Source organism: Streptomyces noursei, from assembly GCF_016917755.1.
Taxonomy (GTDB): domain Bacteria; phylum Actinomycetota; class Actinomycetes; order Streptomycetales; family Streptomycetaceae; genus Streptomyces; species Streptomyces yunnanensis.
In genome coordinates, this window is sequence record NZ_CP070326.1 from 9,191,873 (window position 1) to 9,217,939 (window position 26,067).

Genomic DNA, 26,067 nt, shown 5'->3' on the forward strand with positions numbered 1-26,067 from the left:
GCCCGCGGATTGCCCGGGCCGGTCCGTCGGAATCGGCCCCTGCCGCCCGGATGATCGTGCCAGGATGACGGCGACGATCCGTCATGGGGGAGGACATCGATGAAGGATCCGGACACCGACAGATGGTTCCCGAACGGCGCAGCCAGCCGCGTCGTGCTGATCGGCACCAGCCGCTTCACCAGCCCCGACCTGGAGAACTTCCCCTCGGTCGCGGGCAACCTCCAGGCACTGTGGACCGCGCTCACCCACCGGACCCAGGGTCTGCTGCCGCCGGAGCACTGCCGGGTGGTGGCCGACCCGGCCGACCCGGCAGCCGTGGGGGCGGCGCTGGCCTGGGCGGGGCGGGAGGCGGAGGAACTGCTGCTGGTCTACTACGCGGGCCACGGCATCGTGGACGACACCACCGGGCTGCTGCACCTGGGCCTGATGCACACCGACCGCGACCACCTCGGCTTCTCCGCCGTCCCCATCGACCTGGTCCGGCGGCACGTGGGCGAGGCCCGGGCCAGGGCCCGGGTGCTGGTCCTGGACTGCTGCTTCTCGGGCCGGGCGATCTCCGCGATGACCGGGCCGACGGACCTGGCCCTGGGCCAGCTCGACCTGGCCGGCACGTACACCCTGACGTCCACCACGGGGCACCGCCCCTCGCTCGCACCGCCCGGTGAGCCCTACACCGCCTTCACCGGCGCCCTGTTGGACGCCCTGGCCGCGCCGGTCCCGCTCACCCTCGACGAGATCCACTCGGAGGTGGACCGCACGCTGCTGGCCAGGGGCCTGCCCCGGCCGCAGCGCCGGTCGGCGGGGGCCGGGGGCTCGCTGGTGCTGATGCGGGGGCCGTCGGGGGTGGCCGGCACGAGCCGCGCGGACGGCACGCGCGGGGCGAGCGGCGCGAGCGGGGCGCCCGGGATGCCCGGGGCGGTCCCGCCCACCTCGTTCGGCCCCGGCTGGACCGTCCCGCCACCGCCACCGCGGCGGCCCGCGCGACGCACCGCCCGCCCGGTACTGATCGCCGCGGCGGTGGGCGGCGCGCTCGCCGTGCTCCTGACGTCGTCGCTGATCAGAGGGTTGATCTTGGGCGACGACGGACACGCCGGCAACCCCGCGGGCCGCGGTGGCACGAGCAGCGCGAGCCCGTCCGGGACCCCCGGCACCGGCTCGGGCGGTGACGTCGCTCCGCCGAGCGCCGACAGCAGTCCGCCGCCGTCCCACACGCCCTCACCCAGCACGGCGAAGGTGCTCTACCACGACCGCCGGCTCACCTTACGGGCGGCAGCCTGCCTCGGCACGCCCATCCAAGCGCTCGACCTCGACGCACCGTCCTCGGGCCCGGCCCCGCTCAGCTTCTCCGCCGACGCCGATCTGCTCTACACCGGCTGCCTCCAGGGGAATCTGTACGGCGCCCAGGCGATCCTCGCGCCCAACGACGGTGTGCAGGTCGGCCGCGCCGACGCCGGCACGGACACCGCCGAGGCGTGCCGGGCCGCGGCACAGGGCAATCCGGTCGGGCCGCACCCGGACGCCTCGAAGATCACCGCCGGTACGGTCTGGTGCCTGGTGACCAACCGGCACCGCGTCGCCAAGGTGGCCTTCACCAAGGTGGACACGGCGGACGACGGCAGCGGCGCGAACGCGGACAACCCCACCTTCGAGCTGACCGCCACCCTGTGGGACGCGCCCGCCGGGCCCTGACCGCCGGCCCGACCGCCGGCGCCGCTCACTCCTCCGGCCCGTACCACAGCGTCGTCATGTTGCAGAACTCGCGCATGCCGTGGCCGGAGAGCTCCCGGCCGTAGCCGGAGCGCTTGGCGCCGCCGAAGGGCATGCCGGGGTGGGAGGCGGTCATGCCGTTGAAGTACACCCCGCCGGCCTGGAGGTCCCGGGCCAGTCGCTCCTGTTCGACGGCGTCCCGGGTCCAGGCGTTGGAACTGAGGCCGAACGGCGTGTCGTTGGCGAGCTCGATCGCCTCGTCGAGGTCGGCGACGCGGTAGAGCGTGGCGACCGGGCCGAATGCCTCCTCGTGGTGGATGCGCATGCTCGGGGTGATGCCGGCGAGCACGGTCGGCTCGTAGAACCAGCCGGCGCGGTGGTCGGGCGGGCGCCGGCCGCCGCACAGTGCCCGGGCCCCCTGGTGGACCGCGTCGTCGACGAGTTCCTCCAGGTCGGAGCGGCCCTGTTCGCTGGCGAGCGGTCCGATGTCGGTGGCCTCGTCCATCGGGTCGCCGACGGTGAGCGCGGCCATGCCGGCGGTGAACCGCTCGGCGAAGGCGTCATGGACGTCCTCGTGGACGATGAACCGCTTGGCGGCGATGCAGGATTGGCCGTTGTTCTGGACCCGGGCGGTGACGCCGACCCGGGCGGCCTTGTCGAGGTCGGCCGAGGGCAGCACGACGTAGGGGTCGCTGCCGCCCAGTTCGAGGACGGTCTTCTTGATCTCGTCGCCGGCGACGGCGGCGACCGAGCGGCCGGCGGGTTCGCTGCCGGTGAGGGTGGCGGCGGCGATCCGCGGGTCGCGCAGCACCTCCTCGACGGCGCCGGAGCCGATCAGCAGGGTCTGGAAACAGCCGTCGGGGTAGCCGGCGCGGCGGAAGAGCTCCTCCAGGTAGAGCGCGGTCTGCGGGACGTTGGAGGCGTGTTTGAGCAGCCCGGTGTTGCCGGCCATCAGGGCGGGGGCAGCGAACCGGACGACCTGCCAGAGGGGGAAGTTCCAGGGCATCACCGCGAGGATGGTGCCGAGCGGGCGGTAGCGCACCACCGCGCGGACCGCGCCGGAGTCGCGGACGTCGGCGGGGTCGGGCCGCTCGTCGGCGAGCAGCGCCTCGGCGTGGTCGGCGTACCAGCGCATCGCCTTGACGCACTTGGCGGCCTCGGCGCGGGCCTGGACCAGGGGTTTGCCCATCTCGGTGGTGAGGGTGCGGGCGACGCCTTCCTGGTCGGCTTCGAGCAGGTCGGCGGCGCGGTGCAGGAGTTCGGCGCGGCGGGCGAACGACGTGCCGCGGTGGATCTGGAACGCCTGGTCGGCGCGGACCAGGCGGTCCTCGATCTCGCCCGCGTTGAGCGCGTCGAAGGTCTTGAGGGTCTCGCCGGTGGCCGGGTTGACCGTGGCGATGGCCGTGTTGGCCATGGTCGGCACCTCCTTGCGGTGTGGTGCGGTGGCGGGGCGCGACGGCCGGGCTCAGGGACCGGCGTCACATCCCTGTCTGCCCCGCGGCTCCTGGGTGAGCGGCCGGGGGGCCGGGGACGGCTCCGGGACCGGGTCGGGGTCGGGTCCGGGCGGGCGCGGCACCGGCGAGGGTTCCGGGGGGATCGGCTCGGGCGGCTCCGGGGGCTCGGGCGGCCCGGGCAGCGGTTCGGGCGGCGCGGGCCCGGGCGGCGGCTCCGGGATCGGGCCGGGCGGGGGTTCCGGGACGGGGCCGGGCGGCGGGCCACCGGGGTCCGGCGGAAGCGGCGGGGGCTCCCGGTCGCAGACGGGTGTGCGGTCACGGCGGACGAGCGGTTGCCGCTGCACGACGGGCCTCCGGGATGAGTCGACGGGTGGCGCATGAGCCCCCGTACCCGAGTCTGGCCCGTCCGTGGCCGGGCCGCACGGCGGATTCCGGCGCCGGGGCGGGCCGGTCTCCCGTCACCGGCCGGCCCGGCCCCGGGGCGTCAGGGCTGCGGGTCGCGGGCGTCGTAGCGGGCGAAGGCGCGCCGGCCCAGTCCGAGCGCGGTCACGACCAGGACGCAGGCCAGGCCGCCGCCGACGACCGCGACGGCGGGCGAGCTCAGGTCGGCCGTGGAACCGGCGAGGAAGTCGCCGAGCCGCGGCCCGCCGGCGACCACCACGATGAAGACGCCCTGGAGCCGACCGCGCATCTCGTCCGGGGTGGCGGCCTGCAGCATGGTGCTGCGGAACACCATGGACACGGTGTCCGCGCAGCCCGCGACGGCCAGGAAGAACAGGCCCAGCCACAGGTGCCGGGAGAGGCCGAAGGCGGCGATCGCCGCGCCCCAGGCCGCCACCCCGAGCAGAATGGCCAGGCCGTGCCGGCGGACGCCGCCGAGCCAGCCGGAGAACAGCCCGCCCAGGACGGCGCCGACCGCGGGGGCGGCGACCAGCAGGCCGACGGTTTTGGCGTCGCCGCCGAACCACAGGGCTGCGATCGCCGGGTACAGCGCGCGCGGCTGGGCCAGCACCATCGCCGCGAGGTCGGCGAAGAACGTCATCCGCAGGTTGGGGCGGGTGGCGAGGAAGCGCAGGCCGTCCAGGACGGAGGCCCGGCGGGGCGGTCCTTCGCCCTGGTCGGGCCGCATGGCGGGCAGGCGCCACATCGCGTAGAGCGATGCGCCGAAGGCGACCACGTCGATCAGGTAGGCCGCCTGGTAGCCCCACAGGCCGACGATCACGCCGCCCAGCATCGGGCCGCCCATCAGGCCGAGGTTGGTGGTGAGCGACTGGAGGGCGTTGGCGGCCGGCAGCTGCTCGGTGGGCAGCAGGCGGGGGATCATCGACGAGCGGGCCGGGGAGTTCATCGCGAAGCAGACGGCCTGGAGCGCGACGACGGTGTAGAGCAGCCAGACGCGGTGGTAGCCGGCCAGTGCGGCGGCGGCCAGCACGACGGACATCACGGTGGCGCCGGCGGCGCTGGCCAGGCCCAGCTTGCGGCGGTCGACGGTGTCGGCGATGGCGCCGCCGTAGAGCCCGAAGACGACCAGCGGGACCAGGGAGCACAGGCCCACCAGGCCGACGGAGAAGGTGGAGCCGGTGATGGCGTATACCTGGAGGGAGACCGCGAGCGCGGTCATCTGCTGGCCCATCCAGGAGACGGTGTTGCCACACCACAGGCGGCGGTAGTCGGGCGAGGTGCGCAGCGGGGTCAGGTCGGCGAATATCCGTCCGCGCAGCGGCATTCGGGGCTTGTCGCCCGCGCCGGCCCGACCATCGGCCGGCGTGTCAGAGGTCGTTGTACTGGGCACGCGGCAGTAAACCACGCCACCGGACCGCAAAGGAATAGGCGCAGGGGCCGAGCACCCCTTACCGTCCGGCCTCCTCCCCGTCGCCGCCGTCCAGCCCGTACACCCGCCGCGCGTTGCCCGCCGCGAGCATCCCGGCGACCCGCCGGGCGTCCGCCGCCGACCAGGCCCCCGACGCCGTCCAGGCGCCCAGCACCTCGCCCAGCGCCGTCCGGAACAGGGCGCTGCCCACCACGTACAGCTCCGGCAGCCCGTAGGCGTCGGTGGAGAACAGCAGCTTGCCGAACGGCGCCAGTTCCAGGAACTCGGCGAGCACCGCGGGCGCCCGCGGGCCGACGTGGGTGAGGGTCAGCCCGACGTCGGCGTGGACGTGCGGGAAGACGCCGGCCAGATAGGCGGCCTGCCGGTGGTACGGGTAGCAGTGCAGCAGCACCAGGTCGGTGCCGGTGTCCGCGGTGGCCCGGACCAGGTCGGTGAGCAGCGTCGGGTCGGCGTGGTCCAGCCGCAGGTCGGGATCGCCGAAGCCGGTGTGGAGTTGGAGCGGGCGGCCGGTGGCCACGGCGAGCCAGATGAGGTGGCGCAGCAGGACGGGGTCGGCCAGCCGGGGCGCGCCAGCGGCGAGCCAGTCGCGGGCCGCGGTGCGCACCGCGTCCGGGCCGGGCGGCCGGGGGTCCAGGGCGAGGCCGTGCCGGTAGGCGGCCACGGACTTGAAGGCGACGGCGGTGTCGGCCGCCGCCCGCACGGCGCGGGCCAGGGCGTCGGCGAACTCCTCGGCGGCGTCCGCCGTGCCGGCCCCGCGGTACCCGGCCGCGGTCCGGTCGGCCAGCGCCTCCAGCCGCACCACCTCGCGGCCGGTGCCACCGCCCGCCTCAGCCGTCTCGGCCGGCCCGGTGAGGTCGCCGGGCAGGCCGGTGTCGACGAGGTAGACGCCGATCCCGGTCGCGGACAGCAGCCGCCGCGCCGTCGCGTCGGGTCCCAGTTCGCGGCGGCGGGCCAGATAGCGCTCGGGCGGGCAGTGCGCGGGCAGGTCGAGCAGCGGCGGGCACCAGCGGCGGACCGCGAAACCGGTCTGGGTGTCGAAGTAGCTGGTGCCCGCCGCGGGCGGCCGGTCCGCCTCGGTGAGGAACCCCGCGAACGTCCCGGGGTCCGGCGCGTAGCGGACCACCCCGTGGCAGTGGTGGTCCACCAGCGGCGGCAGCCCGTCCAGCACCGCGGAGTCGGGGGCGGCGGGCCCCGGGGCGTCCGCGGCCATCACCAGCGCCAGCGGGTGGCCGTGACGATCTCCTCCGGCTCACAGTCCGCGTAGTGGGCCTCCTCGGCCCGGCGGACCGCGAGCACCGCACCGTGCAGCACCTCGCCGAGCGCCTCGCGCAGCGGCGCCGACTTCTCGAACCGGTCGGCGGCCTCGGTGAGCGTGGCGGGCAGCCGCACGATGCCGCGCCGGGCGCGCTCGCGGACGCCGAGGACGCCCGGGTCGCCGATCTGCGGGGCGGGCAGGTGAGCCGCGGTGTCGATGCCGTGCAGCCCGGCGGCGATCACCGTGCCGACGGCGAGGTAGGGGTTGGCGGCGGCGTCGAAGGTCTTGACCTCGGCGTGGCCGCCGTCGGGGTCGTCGGGCGCGCCGACCACCAGCCGGAGCGCCGCCTCGCGGTTCTCCACGCCCCAGCACTGGTAGACCCCGGCCCAGTGGGAGGGCAGCAGCCGCAGGTAACTGGCGGGCGAGGGGCAGCCGATGGCGAGCAGGGCGGGCAGCGCGTCCAGGATGCCGGCGAGGAACGCCACCGCGTCGGGCGCCAGCGACCACTCGGCGCCGTCGGCCCGGTGCAGGCTCGCCCCCTCGCGGTGGAGGCTGAGGTGGAGGTGGCAGCCGTTGCCGACCTCGCCGGCGACGACGGACGGGGCGAAGGTGGCGCGCAGCCCGTGCCGGGTGGAGACCGCGCGGATCGTCTCGCGCACCAGCACCACGTCGTCGGCGGCGCGCACCGGGTCGGCGGGCGCGGTGCTCACCTCGAACTGGCCGGGCGCGTACTCGGGATGGAGCTGGAGGACCTCGACGCCCTGGACGGTGAGGGCCTCGGTCACGTCGCGGAGGTAGTCGGAGAGCTGCACGACCCGGGCCATGCCGTAGGCGGGGCCGGTGCAGGGGTAGTCGAGCGGGGCGGCGTCGGCGGGCCCCTGCGGGGCGCGGGTGACCACCCACTCCGTCTCGAAGCCCATCCGCAGGTCGAGTCCGGCGGCGGTGGCCCGCTCGGCCATCCGGCGGGCGAACAGCCGCTGGCAGGCCGGGTGCGGCTGCCCCAGCAGGTCGTAGCGGTCGACCGGCGCCCAGGCCCAGCCGGGCTGCGCGGCCAGGGTGGTGAGCCGGTCCAGGTCGGGGATGAGCCGCAGATCGCCGTCCGGGCCGCCGAGGTGGTCGGAGGCGGTGATGGCGTCGTCGGAGGTGAAGACGTCGAAGACGGGCGACATCCCGACGCCGCGCACCACGGCGTCCGCCAGTCGCCGTGGCGGAATGGTCTTGACGCGTGTGATGCCCGCGTTGTCCACCCAGGTCAGCGCGACGTTCCCGACGCCCTCCGCGTCGAGCCGCGCCGCCGACTGGCGGGCGTTGTCGCCCTGTTCCGCCCGCGATCCCATAGAACAGTCCTCATCTGGCCGTGCCGATCCCTCGGCGCCCGTGCCCACAGTGTGCCGGGTCGGCCAGGGCCTTCCCGGTCAGGGGCAGTTGAACTCGCACCATACGCATTTTCCGCCGCCGCGCGGCTCCACTCCCCAGACGTCCGCCAGCCGGTCCACGAGCAGCAGGCCGCGGCCTGAGACGCCGGCCTCGCCCGGTTCGCGGCGGCGCGGCAGGCTGCTGGACCCGTCCTCGACCTCCAGCCGCAGCCGCCGCTCGACGCCGTGCGGCATCCGGATGTTGACCACCGCCTCGCCGTCGGTGTGCAGCAGGGCGTTGGTGATCAACTCGTCGGCGACCAGCTCGATCTCCTCGGACCGCTCACGGGCGCCCCAGGCGCGAACCGCGGCGCGGATCATGTGGCGGGCGGCGGCCAGCGCCTCGGGATCGGCGGGCGGGATGTGCTGCCGGAAGCGGCCCACGATGTCGTGCTCGGGCGGGCCGAGGCGGCGCAGCAGGAGCAGCGCCATGTCGTCCTCGCCCCGCCGGTCGTCCGCCGACTCGCAGAGCCGGTCGGCGAGTTGCTGGACGTCTTGCGGGCCGTCCCGGACCTCCCGGGCCAAATGGTGCATCCCGGCGTCCAGATCGGCGCCGGGCTCCTCGACCAGCCCGTCCGTGCACAGCACCAGGGTGTCGCCGGGGGCCAGGTGGACGGTGGTGACGGGGTAGTCGAGCAGCCGGAATTCGGAGGAGATGCCCAGCGGCAGCCCGCCGGCCACCGGGAGCCGGCGGCAGATGCCCTCGGCGTGCCGCACCAGCGGATCGAGGTGGCCGGCCCGGACGAACCGGGCGGCCCCGGTGCTCAGGTCGGCGTCGACGTACGTGCAGGTGGCGAAGCGGTCGGTGTCGAGCTCGTTGAGGAACGCCGAGGCGCGGGCCACCACGGTGGCCGGCGCGTGCCCCTCCGCCGCGTAGGCGCGCAGCACGATCCGCAGCTGCCCCATGAGCGCGGCGGCCTGGGTGTCATGGCCCTGGACGTCGCCGATGACCGCGGCGACCCGGCCGTTCGGCAGCGGGATCACGTCGTACCAGTCGCCGCCGATGTCCCGGCCCATCCGGGCGGAGCGGTAGCGGACCGCGATCTGCGCCTCGGCGACGCCGGGGATCCGGCGCGGCAGCATGGCCTGCTGCAGGCCGGCGGCGATCTCGTGCTCCTGGTCGTAGAGCATCGCCCGGGCCAGGCTCTGCGCGATGCTGCTGCCCAGCGCGACCAGCACGTTGCGCTCCTGGTCGCGGAAGTCGCTCTCGCGCTCGAAGAAGAGCCCGATCACCCCGATCAGGCGGCCCTGCGCGATCAGCGGCAGATAGGCGCCGGAGCTGACGTCGAGGGGCTCGATGGCCGGCCACAGCCGCGGGTAGTGGCTGCGGAACTCGTCCCGGCTGTGCACGAACCGCGGGGTGAGGGTCCGCACCACCTCGCTCATCGGGAACTCGTCGCCGACCCTGGTGTACTCCAGGTCCGGGACGAAGCTGCCGGCCTTGCCCTCGGAGACCAGCCGGATCCGCCCGGCCTCGACCAGGCCGAGGATGATGTTCTCGGCGCCCAGCCGGCTCAGCCCCTGCTCGTCGGCAAGGACGCCGATCACCTCGCCGACGGTGCGGGCGTGCGCCAGGGCGGCGGTGGTGCGCTCGACGATGCTGGTGTGCCGGCGGCGTTCCTCGGTGACCGCGATCCGCTCGGCGGCCTGGGCGTACTCGTCGGAGGCGTCGCGGACCACACCGATGATGCGGCGGGGCCGGCCGGTGGGGTCGCGGCGGATGCTGCCCTGGGCGTGCGTCCAGCGCAGTGCGCCGTCCCGCAGCCGGACCCGGAAATAGGCGCCGTAGGAGTCGCTGCCGTCCTTGAGGGCGCGGGCCACCAGGGCGTCGAGCCGGGACGCCTCGTAGCCCGGCACCCGGCAGCTCAGCGTCGCGGGGCGGTCGTCGTACTCCGACGGCAGGAGGTCGAAAACCTCCAGCGCGGGCGGATCCATGTGCATCAGCCCGCTGTCGAGGTCCCAGTCGAAGCCGCCCATCCCGTTGAGGGCCAGCGTCAGGTCCGGGTGGGCGGGCCAGTCGTCCGGCACCGACACGGTGGGCCGCTTCGCTCCCCGGTCAGCCATGCCGTCACTTTGCCACATTCACCCTTATTGCGGCTTGTCCGCGCCCCCGGACCGAGCGGCCCGAACCCATCCGCCACACCACTGACTCAAGCATCAGTATCCCCTCAACACCCCTCCACACTTGTGTCTGGAACAGCCATTTCCCGTCCCACACAGGCAACAACCGTTGCGATGTTCTCAACACCCTGTTAGCGTCCCCGGCCATGGAAGACCCCGGGGGCCGGATCGCCGACGACACCGGACACGTCACCGACCGCGTCCGACAGGTGATCGCGCGGCTCGGCTGCAGCCATCGCGAGTTCGCCCGCCGGATCGTGATGGACCCCTCCAAGCTGTCCCGGTCACTGGGCGGCACCCGGCGCTTCACGCTCGCCGAGATCGTCCGGATCGCCGACATCGGCGGGGTGGACACCGGCTGGCTCCTGGGTGCCCCGGAACGCCCCGCGGCACCGGCCGAACGCGCCCCGGCCGCGGCCCCCGAAGGCGGTCGCCCGCTGCAGATCGTCCGGGAGACCGTCCGCCTGATCGCCGAGCACGGCTTCCACGCCGTACGGGTCGCCGACATCGCCACCGCCTGCGGCACCAGCCCGGCCGCCGTCCACTACCACTTCCCCGGCCGCGACGAACTGCTGGAGGCCGCCGTCCGCTGGTGCATGGACGAGGACACCGAACGCCGCGCGGCCGGACTCGCCGCCGCCCCCGACGCCCGCGCCGAACTCCTGCACCTGATCGCCCTGCAGACCCCGCGCACCGCGCAGCAACGCCGACAGTGGCTGGTCTGGCTCGACCTGTGGGCCCAGGCCGCCCGCGACACCGCCGTGGGACGCCTCCACGAGCACTACTACCGGCAGTGGCGCACCACCGTCGCCGACGTCCTCCGACGCGGCACCGACCAGGGCGTCTTCCGCCCCGTCGACCCCGACGTCACCGCCCTCCGCCTCACCGCGCTCATCGACGGCCTGGCCACCCAGGTCCTGGCCACCGCACCGGACAGCACCAGCCCCGACACCATGCACGCCGCCCTGCTGACGTTCGTGGAGAACGAACTGGACACCGACCGACCGACGCCCCCGACCACCGACCCGACCCGCACCTGACGACCACCGCCGGACACCGGGAGCTCCCCCTCACGCGGCGGCACCGCGCGCCTACGGAGACCGTGGCCGTGGGTCCCGTGCGTCCTGTGGGCCCCATGGGCCCTGTCAGCCACATGGACCTCATGGACCCCGCGGGCGTGACGAACCCCCGTGCCGTGTGCCGCCCTGGGGGCCGCGCCGGGCGCCCGGCGCCCTGTGCCCGGAAGAGCAGAGCCACGCACCAGCCGACGGCCGACCAGCTCACCGCCCCTGCCCGAGTGCGCCCCTCCCCCTCACCCCCGCACACCCTCCGACCGAAGGAATCCCATGACCACGCCCACCAACGAGGTCATCATCACCTGCGCCCTCACCGGCGCCGGCGACACCGTCCGCCGCTCCCCGCACGTCCCCGTGACGCCCGAGCAGATCGCGACGTCCGCCGTCGAGGCGGCCGCCGCCGGTGCCGCGGTGGTGCACATCCACGTACGCGACCCCGAGACCGGCGACCCGTCCCGCGACCCGCGCCTCTACGCCGAGGTCGTCGACCGCATCAAGCAGACCGGCACCGACGTCGTCATCAACCTCACCGCCGGCATGGGCGGCGACCTGGTCATCGACCCGGAACGCCCGCTCACCCGGCTGCCCGGCACCGACCTGGTCGGCGGCCTGGAACGGCTCCCGCACGTCGAGGACCTGCTCCCCGACATCTGCACCCTGGACTGCGGCTCCCTCAACTTCGGCGACGGCTCGACGCTCTATGTCTCCACGCCCGACATGCTGCGCGCGGGCGCCACGCGGATCCAGGAGCTCGGCGTGCGGCCGGAGTTGGAGATCTTCGACACCGGCCAGCTGTGGTTCGCCAAGCAGCTGCTCGCCGAGGGGCTGCTGGACGACCCCACCGTCTTCCAGCTCTGCATGGGGATCCCGTGGGGCGCCCCGGCCGACCCGGGGGTGCTCCAGTCGATGGTGAACATGCTGCCCGAGGGCGCCCAGTGGGCCAGTTTCGCGCTCGGCCGGATGCAGATGCCGTGGGTCGCCCAGTCGATCCTGCTCGGCGGCAACGTCCGCGTCGGGCTGGAGGACAACCTCTACCTCAGCCGTGGTGTCAAGGCCACCAACGCCCAACTCGTCGAACGCGCCGTCCAGATCACCGAACTTCTCGGCGCCACCGTGGCCACTCCGGACCAGGCCCGCGCCCGCCTGGGCCTGAAGCCGCGCACCTGAGCCGCTGCCGCGTCCACGCCCAGCCCCCCTTCCCACCCCCAGGAGGCAGCGCCCCATGCCCTTCACCCCCTCCACCACCCCCGAGTCCGCGCGCCGCGTGGCCTGCATCGGCGCCGGCGTCATAGGCGGCGGCTGGGTGGCCCACTTCCTCGCCCGCGGCTACGACGTCACCGCCTGGGACCCCGCCGAGGACGCCGAGGAGAAGCTCCGCCGCCTGGTGTCCGCCGCCTGGCCCGCCCTGGAACAGCTGGGCCTCGCCGACGGCGCCTCCCCGGACCGGCTGACGGTCGCCCCGACCCTCGCCGCGGCCGTCGCCGACGCCGACTTCGTCCAGGAAAGCGCCCCGGAGAAGCTGGAGTTGAAGCGCTCGCTCCTCGCCGAGCTCGACGCCGCCACGCCGCCCGGTGTGGTCATCGCCTCCTCCACCTCCGGCTACCCGATGACCGACATGCAGACCACGGCGACCGACCCGTCCCGCCTGGTCGTCGGCCACCCCTTCAACCCGCCGTACCTGATCCCGCTCGTCGAGGTCGTCGGCGGTACGCACACCGACCCGGCGGCCGTGGCGTGGGCGTCCCGCTTCTACGACCTCGCCGGCAAGTCGGTCATCACCATGGACCGCGAGCTCCCCGGCTTCATCGCCAACCGCCTCCAGGAAGCGCTGTGGCGCGAGGCGCTGCACATGGTGGCCAACGGCGAGGCCACGGTCGAGGACATCGACGCCTCGATCACCGAAGGCCCGGGCCTGCGCTGGGCGTTCATGGGCCCCTGTCTGACGTTCGCGCTGGCCGGCGGCGAGGGCGGCATGGCCCATATGCTCGACCACTTCGGCCCCTCCCTGAAGTCCCCCTGGACCCGCCTGGAGGCCCCCGAACTGGACCGCGCGCTCCGCGACGCCATGGTCGAGGGCTGCGCGACCGCGGCCGGCGACCGCAGCTACGCCGACCTGGTGGCCGAACGCGACCAAGGCGTCATCAACGTCCTCCGCGCCACCGGCCGCCTCCCCCACCCACCACAGCCCGCCCACCCCACGGCCTCCGCGCGCCTCCCCCGCCCCCGCCCCCTCTCCCCGATCCCCCTCTTCCGCCAGGTCGTCCAGGAGGACTGGATCGACTACAACGGCCACCTCAGCGAGGCGTACTACGTCCTGGTCTTCGGCTTCGCGACCGACGCCCTGATGGACGCGTCCGGCCTCGGCGCCGACTACCGCGCACGCACCGGCCGCTCCCTCTACACCGTCGAGGCGCACGTCCGCTATCTCGACGAGGTCCCCCGCGGCAGTCAACTGGCCGTCCGCACCACGGTGCTGGGCGTGGCCGCCAAGAAGCTCCGCGTCCTCCACGAGATGTACCGCTGCGATCCCGCCGGCGAGCCCAGCGGTGATCCCGTGGCGACCGAGGAGCTCTTCACCCTCCACGTCGACCAGCGCCAGGGCTGCGCCGTCCCGTTCCCCCACGCCACCCGCGACCTGCTCGCCGCCGCCGGCGCGCCGGCGCCGGAGTGGGCCGGCCACGGGATCCGCCCGGTCGACGCCTGACCGGGCGCTGCGCGGCGCGCCCGGCCGGCGCCCCGAAAAGGGCATGCTCCGCGGACGTGGTTGTGCTCTGATCACCGATCATGCACCCCATGCGAACGCCTCTCCCCGATACCTCCGATCTGCCGGCCAGGATGGAACAGAACCTGGCCGAGCACGCCTGCCATCTGCACCGGAGCCTGGCCGGCGCGACCGTCACCGAGACCACCGATCTCCTGGTCGCCGACAGCGGCCTCGACGACGACACCTTCAACGTCGTCGCCGCGGCCCGCTTCGCCCCCGGCGCCGCCCCCGCACGGATCTCCGCGACCGTGCGGGCGGTGGCCGGGATCGGCCGCCCCTTCTCCTGGTGGGTGGGCCCGGCCTCGATACCGACGGACCTGACCACGCTGCTGTCGGCCGCCGGCCTCGCCCCGTCCGCCCACGAAACGGCCATGTGGGCCGCGCTCGACGGCACCCTCCCTTCGCCCTCGGCCGATCTGCTCGACATCCAGCCGGTGACCACCCCCGCTCAGCTCTCGCACTACGCCACGGTCCTCGCCGCGAACTGGAACCCGCCCGCCGACACCGTCCTCCGCTTCTACGACCGGGCCGCCCCACAGGCACTGGCCGCCGACTGTCCGGCCCGTTATCTCGTCGGCTACGCGGCGGGCCGTCCGGTCGCCTCGGCCGAGGTCTTCCACCACGCCGGCGTCGCCGGGATCTACAACATCTGCACCCTGGCCGAGCACCGCCGGCGCGGTTACGGCACCACCCTCACCCTGGCCGCACTGCACGCGGCCCGCGCCGCGGGCGCCGACGTCGCCGTCCTCCAGGCGTCCGCGGACGGCGAGCCGGTCTACCGCCGGCTGGGCTTCCGCCCGTGCGGCCGGTTCACCGAACACGCCCTTGCCCCCACGCCCACCGTGCGCAACACCCACCAGGCAGCGGGGAGCTGAGCAGCCCGCCTCCGCCGAAGCCCGTGCGCCGTTCCCGGCTCATCCCTTCGTGAGTGCCGCGGCCACGCGGAGTGTCATCTGGAGCTGTGTGGCGTCCCGGTGCGTGGGGTTGAACGAGAACACCGCGCGGCGCTGCTGGTCGCGGGTGGCCACCATGAAGGAGCCGTAGCCGTACCGCTCGCCGGTCTTGCCCCAGAACGTGACGCCGTTCATCGTGACGGTCTGCAGGCCGGCGCCGTAGCGGGCCGGGCTGCCGTCGATCATGCTCACGCCGGCGGGCAGGGTGCGCATGCGCTCCAGGAACGGCCGCGGCAGCAGCGTGCCGGAGAACAGTGCGGTCAGGAAGCGGTCCAGGTCGCCGGTGGTCGATATCATCTCGCCCTCGCCCCAGGCGGCCGTCTGGTCGTAGTCGGTGATGTCGAGCAGGCTGCCGTCGGTCATCCGCAGATAGCCGTGGACGTGCGGGCCGTGGATGCGGATGTCCTTGCCGGGCACGGAGGTCTGCCGCAGGCCGAGCGGGCGCAGGATGCGGCTGGTGATCACTTCGCCGTAGCGGCGGCCGGTGAGCCGCTCGATGAGCAGGGCGAGGAGCACGTAGTTGATCCCGCGGTACTCCTGTTTGCTGCCGGGGGCGAACTTCATCGGGCCGGACGCGATCTGGGCCACCAGTTGCTCCGGGGTCCATCTGTCGTAGCGGTGGCGGGCGATGGCCTCGGGGGTGGAGAGGTCCGGTACGCCGGCACCGGATTCGTCGGGCAGGCCGCTGGTGTGGTTCAGCAGCTGGGTGGTGCTGAGGGAGGGGAAGGCGGACGGGAGGAGGCCGGGGAGGTAGCGCTGCACGGGTGCGTCGAGCACGAGCCGGTGTTCGGCGGCCAGTTGGAGGATCACCGTGGCGACGAACACCTTGGTGATGCTGCCGATGCGGAAGGTGTCGTGCTCGCGGACGGGCCGGCCGCTCGCCCGGTCGGCGACGCCGGCGGTGCCGTACCAGCTGCCGGCGGAGCCGGTGACGCGCAGCTGGGCGCCGGTGGCCTCGGGGTGGGCCAGATCGGAGATCGCGGTGCGCAGGGCCGTGACGTCCAGCGGCGGCAGCGGAGTGGGTGGGACGGGCGGGTGGGCGGGCGGCCGGGGCGCCGCCGCGGTGGCGGCGCGTGCCGGGCCGATGGCGGTGAGTGCCGCCGCGCCGGCCAGTGCCGCGCCGACGACCGCGCGCCGGGAGAGGCGCGTCGGACCGGAGGGCGGGGAGGAGGGGTGCAGGGCCGGGCCAGGGCGGGCTGATGCCGCTGCGGAATGCGCGGGGAGGGTCGCGTCTGAAGCCATCTCTGAAGTCATGTCTGACACTGTGCCGATGGCGGGGCTCGCCGGCCTCAGGGATCTCCCTGAGGCCGTCCCGGATGCGACCCTGAGGGTGTACCCGTCCGACTCACGAACGGAGATCAGGGTTATGTCCACGCAAGGCCATCACATCGAGATCAAGCACGGCACCGAGCACGTCCGGGTGGTGGTGGAGGGGCAGTTGCTCGCCGAGAGCCGGCAGCCGCTGCTGCTCTTCGAGACCGGCTGCCCGGTGCGGTACTACCTGCCGCCGGAGGATGTGCGGATGGATCTGCTGACGCCTTCCACGACGCATACGGTGTGCCCGTTCAAGGGCACCGCCTCCTACTGGTCGCTCGAACAGGGCCCTGAGGATCTGGCCTGGGCCTACCCCGAGCCGCATGCCGAGGTCGCGGAGATCAAGGATCATCTCTGCTTCTACGAGGTGCAGTTGGGGTAGCGGGCGGGCCGCGCGGGGGCGCCGGTGCCGCCCGTGCCGGACGGCCGGCTCGGCCCCGGTCGTCCGGGTCGCCCACCACCCCGCGCGCCCCGTGCACCCCATACACCCCGCGCGTCCCGTGCGCCCCGTGACGACGCCGGTCCCCACGGGGCGCACAATCGAAGGGTGAATGCCCCGGAGGACCATCGACAGCGCACCCGGTACGAGGAGGGCGGCGCCCCGGTGTCCCGCTCCCGTGATCGCGACGAGCAGGGGCGGGCACGCAATGCCCGCCCGCGGGACGGGCTGGGCCGGCCACTCCCCTACGGCGCTGCGGGTGTCGCCCGGCAGCCGGAGGGGGTGTCCCGCACGCCGGACGAGTCGCTGGCGGAGGCGCAGCGGCTGTTGGACGCCGGGATGCCGTTCCATGCCCATGAGGTGCTGGAGGACGCCTGGAAGGCGGCTCCGGAGACCGAGCGGGAGCTGTGGCGGGGGCTGGCCCAGCTGGCGGTGGGGCTCACGCACGCGGCGCGCGGCAATGCCACGGGTGGTGCGGCGCTGCTGGGGCGGGGGGTGGCGGCCCTCGCTCCGTATGCCGAGGCCGCTCCGTACGGCATCGACGTCGGTGGGTTGTCGGCCTGGGCGCGTGGTCTGATCGACCGTGTGGCCGGTGCCCCGGAGGGCGGGCCGGCGGGGCCGGTCTCGGCAGCCGGGGCGGCTCCCCGGCTGCGCGGTTGAGTACCTGAGGGCCCGCGGTGCCGCGGGCCCTCAGGTCGGGTCGGTCGGGTTCCTGCCTGGTGGTCGGCGGGTCAGGAGTCCTCTCCGTCGTCGTCACCGGGGCCGCTCCGGCCTACCGGTTCGGAGCGCGCCACATGGTCGAAGCCCCAGTCCAGCAGTGCGCCGGCTTCCTTGTAGACGCCGTTGAGCTCACCCGACTGGGGGTTGAGCACGGTGGCGATCAGGGTGTGGCCGTTGCGGCGGGCGGCGGCGACGAGGGTGTTGCCGGCTTTGCTGGTGTAGCCGTTCTTGACGCCGATGATGCCGGGGTAGCGGGACAGGCCGTGCGAACCGACCAGTATCCGGTTGGTGTTCTCGATCTGGACGGATCCGCCGCCGGCGGCCGGGAAGGCGACGCGGGGGGTGGAGCAGTAGCGGGCGAAGTCCTCGTTGGCGAGGCCGGCGCGGGCGAAGACGGTCAGGTCGTAGGCGGAGGACACCTGGCCGGGGGCGTCGTAGCCGTCGGGGGACTTGACCGTGGTGTCGCGGGCGCCGAGTCGGCGGGCGGTCTGTTGCATCTCCCGGGCGGTGGCCGACCAGCCGCCGTTCATGGCGGCGAGGACGTGCACCGCGTCGTTGCCGGAGCGCAGGAAGACGCCGTTCCACAGGTCGGCGACGGTGTAGCTCTGTCCTTGGCGGACGCCGACGAGGCTGCTGCCCGAGCCGAGGCCGGCGAGGTCGCCGGCGCTGACCTGGCGGACCCGTTTGGCGGGGAACTTGGGCAGGACGGTGACGGCGAAGAGGGTTTTGAGGGTGCTGGCCGGGGCGAGTTTGCGGTGCGAGTTCTTGGAGGCCAGCACTTTGCCGGTGTTGACGTCGGCGACCAGCCAGGCCAGGGCGCTGAGGCCGCCCGGCAGGTGGCGTGCGGGGGCCGCGGCCTGACGGGCCGTCGGTGCGGCGGCGGGTCGGGCGTCGGCCGGTATGGGGCTGAGGGACACACCGGCGGCGGCGATCATTGCCAGCGCACCGGCCTTCTTGGACACAAGCGCGTCGAATGCCATGAGGTCACGCTAAGGAGGGTGCGCGGTGGGCGCAGCGCGGATGCGCCAGACGGGCCACGGGGCGGTGATGCGCCAGGGCGGGTCCGTGAGGTCCTGCCTGCCGTGCGGCGCGCGGTGCGCCCTCTCGCCGCACCAGGCGAACGACGGGACGTCGCGGACACGACCTAGGGATGTGCGCAGTCGCAAAGAGGGACCCGCCCGGTGCGACGGGGGATGCACACCGGGCGGGTCACAGCACTTTTCTACCTCATGACTGAACGGTTACGCATCAAAAACTTGTGCGTTCCCGGATTACCAGGCCACCGGCAGCGAAATCAGGCCACGTGCTCGAATTGTCCTTCGGTGGTGCACTTCGTCCCGCGGGACGTCGAGGCGCAGGTCGGGAAAGCGGCTGATGAGCGCGCCGATGGCGGTCTCCGCCTCCATCCGGGCCAACGGTGCGCCGAGGCAGTAGTGGATGCCGTGCCCGAGGGCGAGGTGGCCCGACAGCTCGCGGGTCGGGTCCAGTCGGTCCGGGTCGGGGAACCGCTTCGGGTCACGGTTCGCGGAAGCGATCGAGAGCAGCACGCTCTCGCCGGCGGGGATGCGGACGCCGCCGATCTCCACGTCCTCGACGGGGAAGCGGCGGATGGCCAGGGCGGCCGGTCCGTCGTAGCGGAGGAACTCCTCGACGGCGGGGGTCAGTTCGGCTGGATTTCGGCGCAACGCGGCGAGTTGCTCGGGGTGATCGAGGAGGGCGAGGACGGCGTTGCCGATGAGCTGGACGGTGTTCTCGTAGCCGGCGAAGAGGATGAGGAAGGCGAGGGAGGTCAGTTCGTCCTCGCTGAGCCGGTCGGCGTCGGTGCCGTCCGCGGTGTCGTCGCGGACCGTGATGAGGTCCGAGAGCAGGTCGTCGCCGGGTTCGGCGCGCTTGGCGGCGATCAGTGCGGTGTAGAACTCCAGCATCGCGCCGATCGCGTGCTTCATCGCCTCCGGGCGACTGGGGTCGGGGGTGATGAGCGCGTCCGACCAGGCCAGGAAGTCGCGGCGGTGCTCGGCGGGGATGCCGAGCAGGTCGCAGATGACGGTGATCGGCAGCGGTCCGGCGTAGTCCGCGACGAGTTCCGCGCGGCCCTTGGCCGCCATGGCGTCCAGCAGGTCGTCGGCGATCCGCCGGACGGGGGCACGGAGCGCTTCGACGCGGCGCGGGGTGAACGCCTTGACGACCAGGCGGCGGATCCGGGTGTGGTCCGGCGGGTCCATGTTCAGCAGGTTGGCGTCGAGGGCGGGCGGCAGGGCGAAGCCGCGGTAATTGCCGGGCGTGGCATGCCGTTTGTCGAGCGAGAGCCGGGGGTCGGCCAGGGCGCTGCGGACGTCGTCGTAACGGGTGACCAGCCAGGCGGGCTGCCCGTCGGTGCCGGCGATCCGGTGCACCGGGCCGGCCTCGCGCAGGGCGGCCAAGGCGGCGTACGGGTCGTCCAGGAGCGGGGTGGTGTCGATGCGGGCGTCGGGGCCGGTCTCGGCGGTGTTCTGCATGAGATCCGAGCGTAGGCGGTATCCGTGGAGTGCCGCCCGCAGGGAGCGCCGGGCGGCACCGGCCGCGTGGGCCGGTGCCGCCGTGCGCGGAGCGGGAGGCCCGGACCCCCGTACCGGGCCACCCCGTTTGCGGGGTCGCGGTCAGCTGCGCGCCGTGGCGCTGCGCTGCCGCAACTCGGTGAGCACCGTGTCGATCAGCGGTGAGTGGTAGACGTCCGCGACCAGTGCCAAGTGCTCGTATTCGGCGGTGAGTCGGATGGCTTGGTGGCCTTCGCCGACCACCACGCTGTCGGCGCCGTGGGCGGGGACGTGGCCGACCGCGCGGTTCTCCAGGCCGCGTCGGAGGGCCGCCGCCTCGGCGACCGCGGCCAGTTGCCGGTCGTCCAGGGAGACCGCGCGGGCGCGTTCGCGGACGATGTCGATGGCGTCGGACTCGACGTGGCGGCGGATGCCGCGCTGCACGTCGCGGATCTCGGCCATCTGGCGGTTGGCGCGCCATTCCAGGTCGGCGAAGGGCCAGCGTCCGGACCACCGGGAGTCGTCCATGGTGACCTCGGGGGTCTGCTCGGTGACGGTCCGCCAGAGGGGCGTCAGGCGGCGCAGCCGGCGCCAGGCGGCGACCCGCGGGCCGGCCGCGGGCAGGGAGAAGCCGGCGAGGACGAGGATCGCGGCGACGGAGGCGCTGAGCGGGGCGACGCCGTTGGAGAGCCAGGGCGCCGGATGCCCGGCCCATGACAGCGCGAACCCGATGACCTTGCAGGCGCAGTAGACCAGGCCGAGCCAGCAGCCGGCGGCCAGCACCCGCAGTCCGCGGGCCAGCCACGAGCCGCCGAGCCGGGCGGCGTAGCGCGGGCAGAGCGTCCCCAGGCCCGCCAGGCTCGCCCCGAAGATGGCCAGATACAGCACCAGGAAGAGCATCACGCCGGGGGCGTCGGTGTAGGCGGTGCTGAAGTCCCGGGGGTGCTCGACGGAGTCCGGGCGGCCGACGGCGAAGCCGGTCACGGCCACCGCCCACAGCAGCGCCACCGCGCCGACCGCCGACCGCGCCCTGGTCCGCGCCCGGGCCCGGGCCGCCTCGCCCTCGCCCGCCGTCCAGCGGAGCAGCAGCACCAGGGCGCCGGCGGCGAACACCACGACGGAGGAGTAGAGGAAGACCATGGCGAGGTTGGCGACGCCGACCAGCCGGTCGAATTCCCGGTAGAGGCTGGGTGCGGAGAAGAGGAAGACCGTGGCCACCCCGCCGGTCATCACGCAGGCCAGTCCGAGGTCGGTGTTGGAGCGGTCGCGGAACCAGGCGACCGCCTTGTAGGCCACCAACGCCCAGGCCGCGGCCCCGAAGCAGAGGTAGACGACGTCAAACACCGGCTTCCTCCTCCGGCCCGGTGGCCTCCTGCTGGCGCCGGATGTGCTGGAGGGCGGGCCCCAGTGCCGCCGCGACCTCTGCGGCCGGGCCCTCCAGCGGGAGTTCCCGCTCCACCGCGGAGGGCACCACGTGCTCCATCAGGAGCGTGCCGAGCACTTCGGTCTCCCGCTCGGCGAGGTTGTCGTAGCCGTGGTGCCGGGCGAAGCCCATGGTCAGGCCCATCCGTCGCATGGCGGTGGCGACGTCGACGGACGGGGTCCACATCCGCAGCGCGTCCTCCGTGACGGCCGGGTCCTGGGCGTGCCCGAGGAGGAGGTGGCTGAGTTCGTGCAGCACGATGTGGGTCTGGTGCCAGGGGGAGGTCTTGAGCTCGTAGAAGACCCAGTAGCCGTCGTCCGTGGTGGCGGTCATGCCGGAGACGACCCCGCCCAGGCTCATCGGCACCAGGTGGACGGGCCGCTCCACCCGTGCCGCGACGATGTCGCAGATCCCCCGCAGATCGGTCGAGGCGGGCAGCCGCAGCTCCTTGATGAGCTGCTTGCACCGCCTGCGCATCTGCCCCACTCGCATGCTCGTCCCGTCCTCGTGTCCGGCCCGCCGCCAGGTAGTGAAGATCCGGTCGCGCTCAGCGGTCTGTATCGGGCCGTGCGCCACGCCGATCACCACCCTGCTCCGACGGGCCGTCCGGCAGGTTCATCTGCTGGCGGAACTGGGAGATGATCGTCGTCAGACTGTCCTGCACCTCCGGGGGCAGCCCGACCGAGCGCAGTGCGATGGCGCGCACCCGTTGGTCCCGCATGGCGGCGAGGAACCGGACCTCCTCCTCCACCCGCGCGGCCTGCGGCTGCGAGAGGTCCCCCAGCAGGTAGCCGACCGGCACCGCGAAGAACTTCGCCAGCGCCCGCAGGAGTTCGGGACCGGGGTTGGTCCGCCGTCCGTTGCGCAGCATCGACAGGTACTGCTCGGTGACCTTGACCCCGCCGTACTCCGCCGCCCCCTGGCTGATCTCGTCGGCCACGTGGGCGTTGGTGTACGGCGCGCCCGGCGGGTGCATGTGCGCGAACAGGTGGTTGAGCCGTTCCGCGAGCACGCTGCCCTCCCCCTTGGGCCGGCTGTCGCCCCCCACTGTCATCCCCCGTTCGTTCCCTCGCCCCAACGAGCAGTTAAGGCCGTTGCTGCCACGCCCCCATCCTGACATGCCGGGAACGCGCCGCACCAGTCCACGTACGGACAGTGAGGAGCCTCGAACTTAACCGCGAGTTGAGTGACATGGCAACAACTACCCGCCGATCATGACGGGACTTACCCCACATCGGGAGGACGAGGGCCGAACGCATCCGTTACGGACACCGGGTGGTCGGCGCGGAGTTCTCGTCCGCGCAGGGACGGCGGACCGTCACCGCACGGCATGCCCGCACCCGCAAGAAGGCGAGGTGCACGGCACGCTTCCTGTTCCTGGGTACCGGCATGTACGACCACGACCAGGGTCCCCCTGTTCGTCATCGGCAGCGGCGCCGAACTCCGCTACGGCACCGTGGCGTTGAACGCGCGGACGGGTGTCGGCCACCTGACGGCGACCGCGCCATGCGGGGCGCCTTCCCGGGACGCTCACTGAACGCCGTGCAGAGCGGCATCACTGTCGTGCACCACGCGCCGCCGTTCGGGGCGGCGGAGCACGACGTCCGTCGCGATGTGCGCTGAGACCCGCCAGGTGCGCCGGTCCCCGCAGGGTTCCCAGGAATGATCAAGGGGCCGTTTCAGATCTCTCTGAAACGGCCCCTGACCTGCGACTCTTTCGAGTCGGGACGACAGGATTTGAACCTGCGACCCCTTGACCCCCAGTCAAGTGCGCTACCAAGCTGCGCCACGTCCCGATGCCCGCTGCGCCGGGGAGTTCCCCGGGCGGTCGTGCACGAGAACAATACCGCATGTCAGAGGGTGCGTGCTGCCATTTCCCGGCCGGGCCGGGCGACGGGGCAGGTGGCGGGGGCGGGCGGGATGAGTACCCGTACTCATGCGGCGGCGTCACCGCGCGGCCACGCTACGCGCATGACTACTCCCTCGATTCAGCGGCCGACGACCACGGCCTTCTTCGTGCAGGCCGCGCTCTCCTTCGGGCTGTCGCTGGTGGCGCTGGCCATCGGGATCGTCAAGCTGCCGGTGGGCGCCTGGGAGCGCGCGTTCCTCGCACTGGGGCTGGTCTTCGTGGTCTCGTCGGCATTCACCCTGGCCAAGTGCATCCGCGACCGGCAGGAGGCGACGGAGGTGACCAACCGGGTGGACAAGGCCCGGATCGACAAGCTCCTCATCGAACAGGACGTCTTCAAGCCGGGCCAGCCCTGATCCCGGCCACCGCGGGCCGGGGTCGCCGATCCGCGGACCACGCCTTGACCTCAAGTTTGCTTGAGGTTGCATGATCCGTCTCATGACGACGACAGCGACGGAACCGACCGCGGCCGGGTCCCTGCCCGGCTCCCGCGGATTCGACGAACTGCCCCGACTGATGGGGCTGATGACCGGCGACGAGAAGCACGGCCCGGCGGCCACCTCCACCCTCGACGCCCTGTGGGTGCTCTACGACCAGGTGCTGCGGGTCTCCCCCGCCACCGCCGCCGACCCCGACCGGGACCGCTTCCTGCTCTCCAAGGGCCACGGCCCGATGGCCTACTACGCGGTACTGGCCGCCAAGGGCTTCTTCCCCACCGACTGGCTGCCGGGCTTCGGCACGTACGACTCGCCGCTCGGCCACCACCCCGACCGGATGCTGGTGCCCGGCGTCGAGATCGGCAGCGGATCGCTCGGGCACGGGCTGCCGCTGGCCGTCGGCACCGCGCTGGGGCTGCGCGCCCAGGGCCGCACCGGACCGGCCGTGTGGGTGCTGATCGGCGACGCCGAACTGGACGAGGGCAGCAACCACGAGGCGCTCGCCTTCGCCGGCCCGGCCGGTCTGGACCGGCTGCACACCCTCGTCATCGACAACTCCTCGGCCACCCACGGCTGGCGCGGCGGGATCGCCTCCCGCTTCGAGGCCGCGGGCTGGTCCGCCGCCACCGTGGACGGCCGCGACCACCGCGCGCTGTACGAGGCGTTCCGCACCCCGCACCCGGGCCGGCCGCACGCGGTGGTCGCGCGGGTCGAGCCCAAGGCCCCCACCCGACAGCCGGCCCCCGCGCGCGCCGCCTGACCGCACCCGCCCCAGAACACCCCGTCGTACGGAAGGAATTCAGTGATGGACACCATGCGGGAGCGGTTCGCCGCGGTCACCTCGCGACTGCTGGACGAGGACCCGCGGCTGGCCGTGGTGCTCGCCGACATCGGCGTCGACGGCTTCGCGGACGCGGCGCGGCGGCACCCCGAGCGGGTGGTCAACGTCGGCATCCGCGAACAGCTGTTGGTCGGCGTCGGCGGGGGACTGGCGCTCGCCGGGCTGCGGCCGGTGCTGCACACCTTCGCCAGCTTCCTGGTGGAGCGCCCCTTCGAGCAGCTCAAGCTGGACTTCGGCCACCAGGGCACCGGCGGGGTGCTGGTCAGCGCCGGCGCCTCCTACGACTGGCCGAGCGGCGGCTTCACGCACATGGCGCCGGGCGACGTGGCGCTGCTGGACACCCTCGACGACTGGACGGTGCATGTGCCCGGCCACCCGGACGAGGCCGAGACGCTGCTGCGCGAAGCCGCTGCGGCCGGCGACGACAAGGTGTACGTGCGACTGTCCGTGCAGGTCAACGAGGTGCCGCGGCCGGTGGGCGGGGCGGGGTTCGACACCGTGCGGGAGGGGCGCCGCGGGGTGGTGGTCGCCGTCGGACCGATGCTGGACAACGTGCTGGCCGCCACCGAGGGGCTGGACGTGACCGTGCTCTACGCGACGACCGTGCGTCCCTTCGACGGCCGGGCGCTGCGGGCCGCCGCCGGGGCGGCCGGCTCCTCGGACGTGGTGCTGGTCGAGCCGTACCTGGCTGGAACCTCCACCCGGCACGCCAACGACGCGCTGGCGGACCGGCCGCACCGGGTGCTCGGGCTCGGCGTCGGCCGCCGGGAGCTGCGCCGCTACGGGCAGCTCGCCGAGCACCTGGCGGCGCACGGGCTCGACCCGCAGGGCCTGCGGGCACGGATCACGGGTTTCCTGGGCGCGTAGGCCCGAACTGTGACGGGCGGTCAGATGTGCTTGTCGAGCCAGGACAGCAGATCGTCCTGGACCTCGTCGCGGTTGGTCTCGTGGAGGATCTCGTGGCGGGCGCCCGGGTAGGCCCGCCAGGTCAGCTCGCGGATGCCGAGGTAGCGGAAGTCCTCCAGGAGCTCGTGGACCAGGGTCATCCGCTGGTGACAGGGGTCCTGGTCGCCGACCGCGACGTGGATCGGCAGGCCGCGGGGGATGCGGGCGAGGTGGGCGGGGTCGTTGACCTTGCGGATGGCCCGTACCCAGTCCAGTACCAGGCCGGCGCAGAACGGGAAGCCGCAGTCCTCGTCGGCGGCGTAGCTCTCGACCTCGGCGGTGTCGCGGGAGAGCCATTCATAGCCGGTGCGGTGGGCGAAGGCGTCGTTGAAGGAGCCGAAGGTGCGCGGCAGGAAGGGCGAGGGGTGGGCTCGGCCGTGCGCCGCGATCTCCGCCTCCAGTTCGGTCACCGCGGCGTCGATGTCGAGGCCCGGCAGGGTGCGGAAGGTGCCGGTGAGGACCAGTCCGGCGAGGTCGGCGCCGTACTCCTGGGCGTAGTCGCGGGCCAGCATCGCCCCCATGCTGTGGCCGAGGAGGACGAGGGGGAGGCCGGGGTGGGCGGCGGCCGCGTGGTCGCCGATGCCCTTGAGGTCGCCGACGACGGCCCGCCAGGCGTCCTCGCCGGTCACCCCGCGGCCGCCGGTGGAGGCGGCGGTGGCGCCGTGGCCGCGGTGGTCGGAGGCGACGACGGCGTAGCCGTGGCCGGTCAGGAAGCGTGCGAAGCGGTCGTAGCGGCGGGCGTGTTCGGCGGCTCCGTGGGCGATCTGGACCAGGGCGCGCGGGGTGCCGGAGTCCGGGAGCCAGGTGTAGGTGGCGATGCGGGCGCCGTCGGGGGCGTGGTGGACGTCCTGTTGCACGGGGGCTCTCCTGGGGGCTGGCGGGTCGTCGGTCGGGCCCACTGTGACCCGCCGGGCCGCGCTTGGCCACGGGGCGCGCGGTGGAGATGGCCC

22 protein-coding genes, 1 tRNA gene and 1 pseudogene are annotated in these 26,067 nt (G+C 73.7%); 11 read left to right on the forward strand and 13 right to left on the reverse strand.

Going from position 1 to position 26,067, the window contains the following annotated elements; all coding sequences use genetic code 11:
• Positions 1–99 precede the first annotated feature (99 nt).
• Positions 100–1,689, forward strand: coding sequence for a caspase family protein (locus JNO44_RS40005; RefSeq protein ID WP_205368871.1), 1,590 nt, complete (start codon positions 100–102; stop codon positions 1,687–1,689).
• Positions 1,690–1,714: 25 nt separating this feature from the next.
• Here the strand turns inward: JNO44_RS40005 and JNO44_RS40010 are convergent, their stop codons facing one another.
• From JNO44_RS40010 to JNO44_RS40030, 5 genes are all read right to left on the reverse strand, one after another.
• Positions 1,715–3,121, reverse strand: coding sequence for an NADP-dependent succinic semialdehyde dehydrogenase (locus JNO44_RS40010; RefSeq protein ID WP_205368872.1), 1,407 nt, complete (start codon positions 3,119–3,121; stop codon positions 1,715–1,717).
• Between the two features lie 524 nt (positions 3,122–3,645).
• Entirely contained in the window at positions 3,646–4,953 is a 1,308-nt protein-coding gene (locus JNO44_RS40015) for an MFS transporter (protein WP_420882725.1), read from the reverse strand.
• A 58-nt stretch (positions 4,954–5,011) separates the two neighbouring features.
• Positions 5,012–6,202, reverse strand: coding sequence for an amidohydrolase family protein (locus JNO44_RS40020; RefSeq protein ID WP_205368874.1), 1,191 nt, complete (start codon positions 6,200–6,202; stop codon positions 5,012–5,014).
• Entirely contained in the window at positions 6,202–7,584 is a 1,383-nt protein-coding gene (locus tag JNO44_RS40025) for a glutamine synthetase family protein (protein ID WP_205368875.1), read from the reverse strand. The genes JNO44_RS40020 and JNO44_RS40025 overlap by 1 nt, the downstream gene beginning before the upstream one ends.
• 78 nt (positions 7,585–7,662) lie before the next feature.
• Positions 7,663–9,726 carry a SpoIIE family protein phosphatase gene (locus JNO44_RS40030; protein WP_205368876.1) on the reverse strand — a complete coding sequence of 688 codons (2,064 nt, stop codon included), beginning with the start codon at positions 9,724–9,726 and terminating at the stop codon, positions 7,663–7,665.
• A gap of 203 nt (positions 9,727–9,929) precedes the next feature.
• Here JNO44_RS40030 and JNO44_RS40035 point away from each other — a divergent pair, with 203 nt between their 5' ends.
• The 5 genes and pseudogenes from JNO44_RS40035 (at position 9,930) to JNO44_RS40050 (ending at position 14,498) form a co-directional block, all read left to right on the forward strand.
• Positions 9,930–10,823 (forward strand): TetR/AcrR family transcriptional regulator, encoded by an 894-nt coding sequence (locus JNO44_RS40035; protein ID WP_205368877.1) that lies wholly within the window; start codon positions 9,930–9,932, stop codon positions 10,821–10,823.
• Between the two features lie 306 nt (positions 10,824–11,129).
• Positions 11,130–12,026 carry a beta-keto acid cleavage family enzyme gene (locus JNO44_RS40040; protein WP_205368878.1) on the forward strand — a complete coding sequence of 299 codons (897 nt, stop codon included), beginning with the start codon at positions 11,130–11,132 and terminating at the stop codon, positions 12,024–12,026.
• 55 nt (positions 12,027–12,081) lie between these two features.
• Positions 12,082–13,029, forward strand: a pseudogene (locus tag JNO44_RS40045) (3-hydroxyacyl-CoA dehydrogenase NAD-binding domain-containing protein); the annotation flags it as partial.
• Between the two features lie 69 nt (positions 13,030–13,098).
• Complete coding sequence (locus JNO44_RS44195; protein ID WP_240168040.1) at positions 13,099–13,563, forward strand: thioesterase family protein; 465 nt, start codon at positions 13,099–13,101, stop codon at positions 13,561–13,563.
• 131 nt (positions 13,564–13,694) lie between these two features.
• Positions 13,695–14,498: a GNAT family N-acetyltransferase gene (locus JNO44_RS40050; RefSeq protein WP_205371358.1), complete on the forward strand. Its 804-nt coding sequence runs from the start codon at positions 13,695–13,697 to the stop codon at positions 14,496–14,498.
• Positions 14,499–14,537: 39 nt separating this feature from the next.
• Here the strand turns inward: JNO44_RS40050 and JNO44_RS40055 are convergent, their stop codons facing one another.
• Positions 14,538–15,830 (reverse strand): serine hydrolase domain-containing protein, encoded by a 1,293-nt coding sequence (locus JNO44_RS40055; RefSeq protein ID WP_240167879.1) that lies wholly within the window; start codon positions 15,828–15,830, stop codon positions 14,538–14,540.
• A gap of 112 nt (positions 15,831–15,942) precedes the next feature.
• Here JNO44_RS40055 and JNO44_RS40060 point away from each other — a divergent pair, with 112 nt between their 5' ends.
• Entirely contained in the window at positions 15,943–16,272 is a 330-nt protein-coding gene (locus JNO44_RS40060; RefSeq protein WP_039630743.1) for a DUF427 domain-containing protein, read from the forward strand.
• 222 nt (positions 16,273–16,494) lie between these two features.
• On the forward strand, positions 16,495–16,989 hold the full coding sequence (locus JNO44_RS40065; RefSeq protein WP_240168041.1) for a DUF309 domain-containing protein: 495 nt from the start codon (positions 16,495–16,497) through the stop codon (positions 16,987–16,989).
• Between the two features lie 71 nt (positions 16,990–17,060).
• On the opposite strand, the gene JNO44_RS40070 is transcribed toward JNO44_RS40065, so the two are convergent.
• The 6 genes from JNO44_RS40070 to JNO44_RS40095 all read right to left on the reverse strand — a co-directional run bounded on the left by JNO44_RS40070 (position 17,061) and on the right by JNO44_RS40095 (position 22,781).
• Positions 17,061–18,029, reverse strand: a complete 969-nt coding sequence (locus tag JNO44_RS40070; RefSeq protein WP_235095002.1) for a D-alanyl-D-alanine carboxypeptidase family protein — start codon at positions 18,027–18,029, stop codon at positions 17,061–17,063.
• A gap of 291 nt (positions 18,030–18,320) precedes the next feature.
• Entirely contained in the window at positions 18,321–19,544 is a 1,224-nt protein-coding gene (locus tag JNO44_RS40075) for a cytochrome P450 family protein (protein WP_205368880.1), read from the reverse strand.
• A 141-nt stretch (positions 19,545–19,685) separates the two neighbouring features.
• Complete coding sequence (locus JNO44_RS40080) at positions 19,686–20,906, reverse strand: MAB_1171c family putative transporter (protein ID WP_205368881.1); 1,221 nt, start codon at positions 20,904–20,906, stop codon at positions 19,686–19,688.
• Positions 20,899–21,471 (reverse strand): hypothetical protein, encoded by a 573-nt coding sequence (locus tag JNO44_RS40085; RefSeq protein WP_079143372.1) that lies wholly within the window; start codon positions 21,469–21,471, stop codon positions 20,899–20,901. The genes JNO44_RS40080 and JNO44_RS40085 overlap by 8 nt, the downstream gene beginning before the upstream one ends.
• Before the next feature lie 61 nt (positions 21,472–21,532).
• On the reverse strand, positions 21,533–22,039 hold the full coding sequence (locus JNO44_RS40090; RefSeq protein ID WP_039630751.1) for a helix-turn-helix domain-containing protein: 507 nt from the start codon (positions 22,037–22,039) through the stop codon (positions 21,533–21,535).
• Between the two features lie 668 nt (positions 22,040–22,707).
• Positions 22,708–22,781 (reverse strand) — tRNA-Pro (locus tag JNO44_RS40095).
• A 175-nt stretch (positions 22,782–22,956) separates the two neighbouring features.
• Here JNO44_RS40095 and JNO44_RS40100 point away from each other — a divergent pair.
• The 3 genes from JNO44_RS40100 to JNO44_RS40110 all read left to right on the forward strand — a co-directional run bounded on the left by JNO44_RS40100 (position 22,957) and on the right by JNO44_RS40110 (position 25,039).
• Complete coding sequence (locus JNO44_RS40100) at positions 22,957–23,250, forward strand: YiaA/YiaB family inner membrane protein (RefSeq protein WP_205368882.1); 294 nt, start codon at positions 22,957–22,959, stop codon at positions 23,248–23,250.
• 82 nt (positions 23,251–23,332) lie between these two features.
• On the forward strand, positions 23,333–24,091 hold the full coding sequence (locus JNO44_RS40105; RefSeq protein WP_205368883.1) for a thiamine pyrophosphate-dependent enzyme: 759 nt from the start codon (positions 23,333–23,335) through the stop codon (positions 24,089–24,091).
• 45 nt (positions 24,092–24,136) lie between these two features.
• The gene (locus JNO44_RS40110; RefSeq protein WP_205368884.1) at positions 24,137–25,039 is read left to right on the forward strand and encodes a transketolase family protein; all 903 of its coding nucleotides are present in this window, start codon (positions 24,137–24,139) and stop codon (positions 25,037–25,039) included.
• 20 nt (positions 25,040–25,059) lie between these two features.
• Here the strand turns inward: JNO44_RS40110 and JNO44_RS40115 are convergent, their stop codons facing one another.
• The gene (locus JNO44_RS40115; protein WP_205368885.1) at positions 25,060–25,974 is read right to left on the reverse strand and encodes an alpha/beta fold hydrolase; all 915 of its coding nucleotides are present in this window, start codon (positions 25,972–25,974) and stop codon (positions 25,060–25,062) included.
• Positions 25,975–26,067 lie beyond the last annotated feature (93 nt).

Bases quoted from the DNA above. Each gene is read 5' to 3' on its own strand.
- JNO44_RS40040 (WP_205368878.1), top strand. From the start codon at position 11,130: ATGACCACGCCCACCAACGAGGTCATCATCACCTGCGCCCTCACCGGC.
- JNO44_RS40070 (WP_235095002.1), bottom strand. From the start codon at position 18,029: ATGGCATTCGACGCGCTTGTGTCCAAGAAGGCCGGTGCGCTGGCAATG.
- JNO44_RS40105 (WP_205368883.1), top strand. From the start codon at position 23,333: ATGACGACGACAGCGACGGAACCGACCGCGGCCGGGTCCCTGCCCGGC.
- JNO44_RS40100 (WP_205368882.1), top strand. From the start codon at position 22,957: ATGACTACTCCCTCGATTCAGCGGCCGACGACCACGGCCTTCTTCGTG.
- JNO44_RS40110 (WP_205368884.1), top strand. From the start codon at position 24,137: ATGGACACCATGCGGGAGCGGTTCGCCGCGGTCACCTCGCGACTGCTG.
- JNO44_RS40010 (WP_205368872.1), bottom strand. From the start codon at position 3,121: ATGGCCAACACGGCCATCGCCACGGTCAACCCGGCCACCGGCGAGACC.
- JNO44_RS40050 (WP_205371358.1), top strand. From the start codon at position 13,695: ATGGAACAGAACCTGGCCGAGCACGCCTGCCATCTGCACCGGAGCCTG.
- JNO44_RS40005 (WP_205368871.1), top strand. From the start codon at position 100: ATGAAGGATCCGGACACCGACAGATGGTTCCCGAACGGCGCAGCCAGC.
- JNO44_RS40030 (WP_205368876.1), bottom strand. From the start codon at position 9,726: ATGGCTGACCGGGGAGCGAAGCGGCCCACCGTGTCGGTGCCGGACGAC.
- JNO44_RS40075 (WP_205368880.1), bottom strand. From the start codon at position 19,544: ATGCAGAACACCGCCGAGACCGGCCCCGACGCCCGCATCGACACCACC.
- JNO44_RS40035 (WP_205368877.1), top strand. From the start codon at position 9,930: ATGGAAGACCCCGGGGGCCGGATCGCCGACGACACCGGACACGTCACC.
- JNO44_RS40020 (WP_205368874.1), bottom strand. From the start codon at position 6,202: ATGGCCGCGGACGCCCCGGGGCCCGCCGCCCCCGACTCCGCGGTGCTG.
- JNO44_RS40025 (WP_205368875.1), bottom strand. From the start codon at position 7,584: ATGGGATCGCGGGCGGAACAGGGCGACAACGCCCGCCAGTCGGCGGCG.
- JNO44_RS40055 (WP_240167879.1), bottom strand. From the start codon at position 15,830: ATGACTTCAGAGATGGCTTCAGACGCGACCCTCCCCGCGCATTCCGCA.
- JNO44_RS40090 (WP_039630751.1), bottom strand. From the start codon at position 22,039: ATGACAGTGGGGGGCGACAGCCGGCCCAAGGGGGAGGGCAGCGTGCTC.
- JNO44_RS40060 (WP_039630743.1), top strand. From the start codon at position 15,943: ATGTCCACGCAAGGCCATCACATCGAGATCAAGCACGGCACCGAGCAC.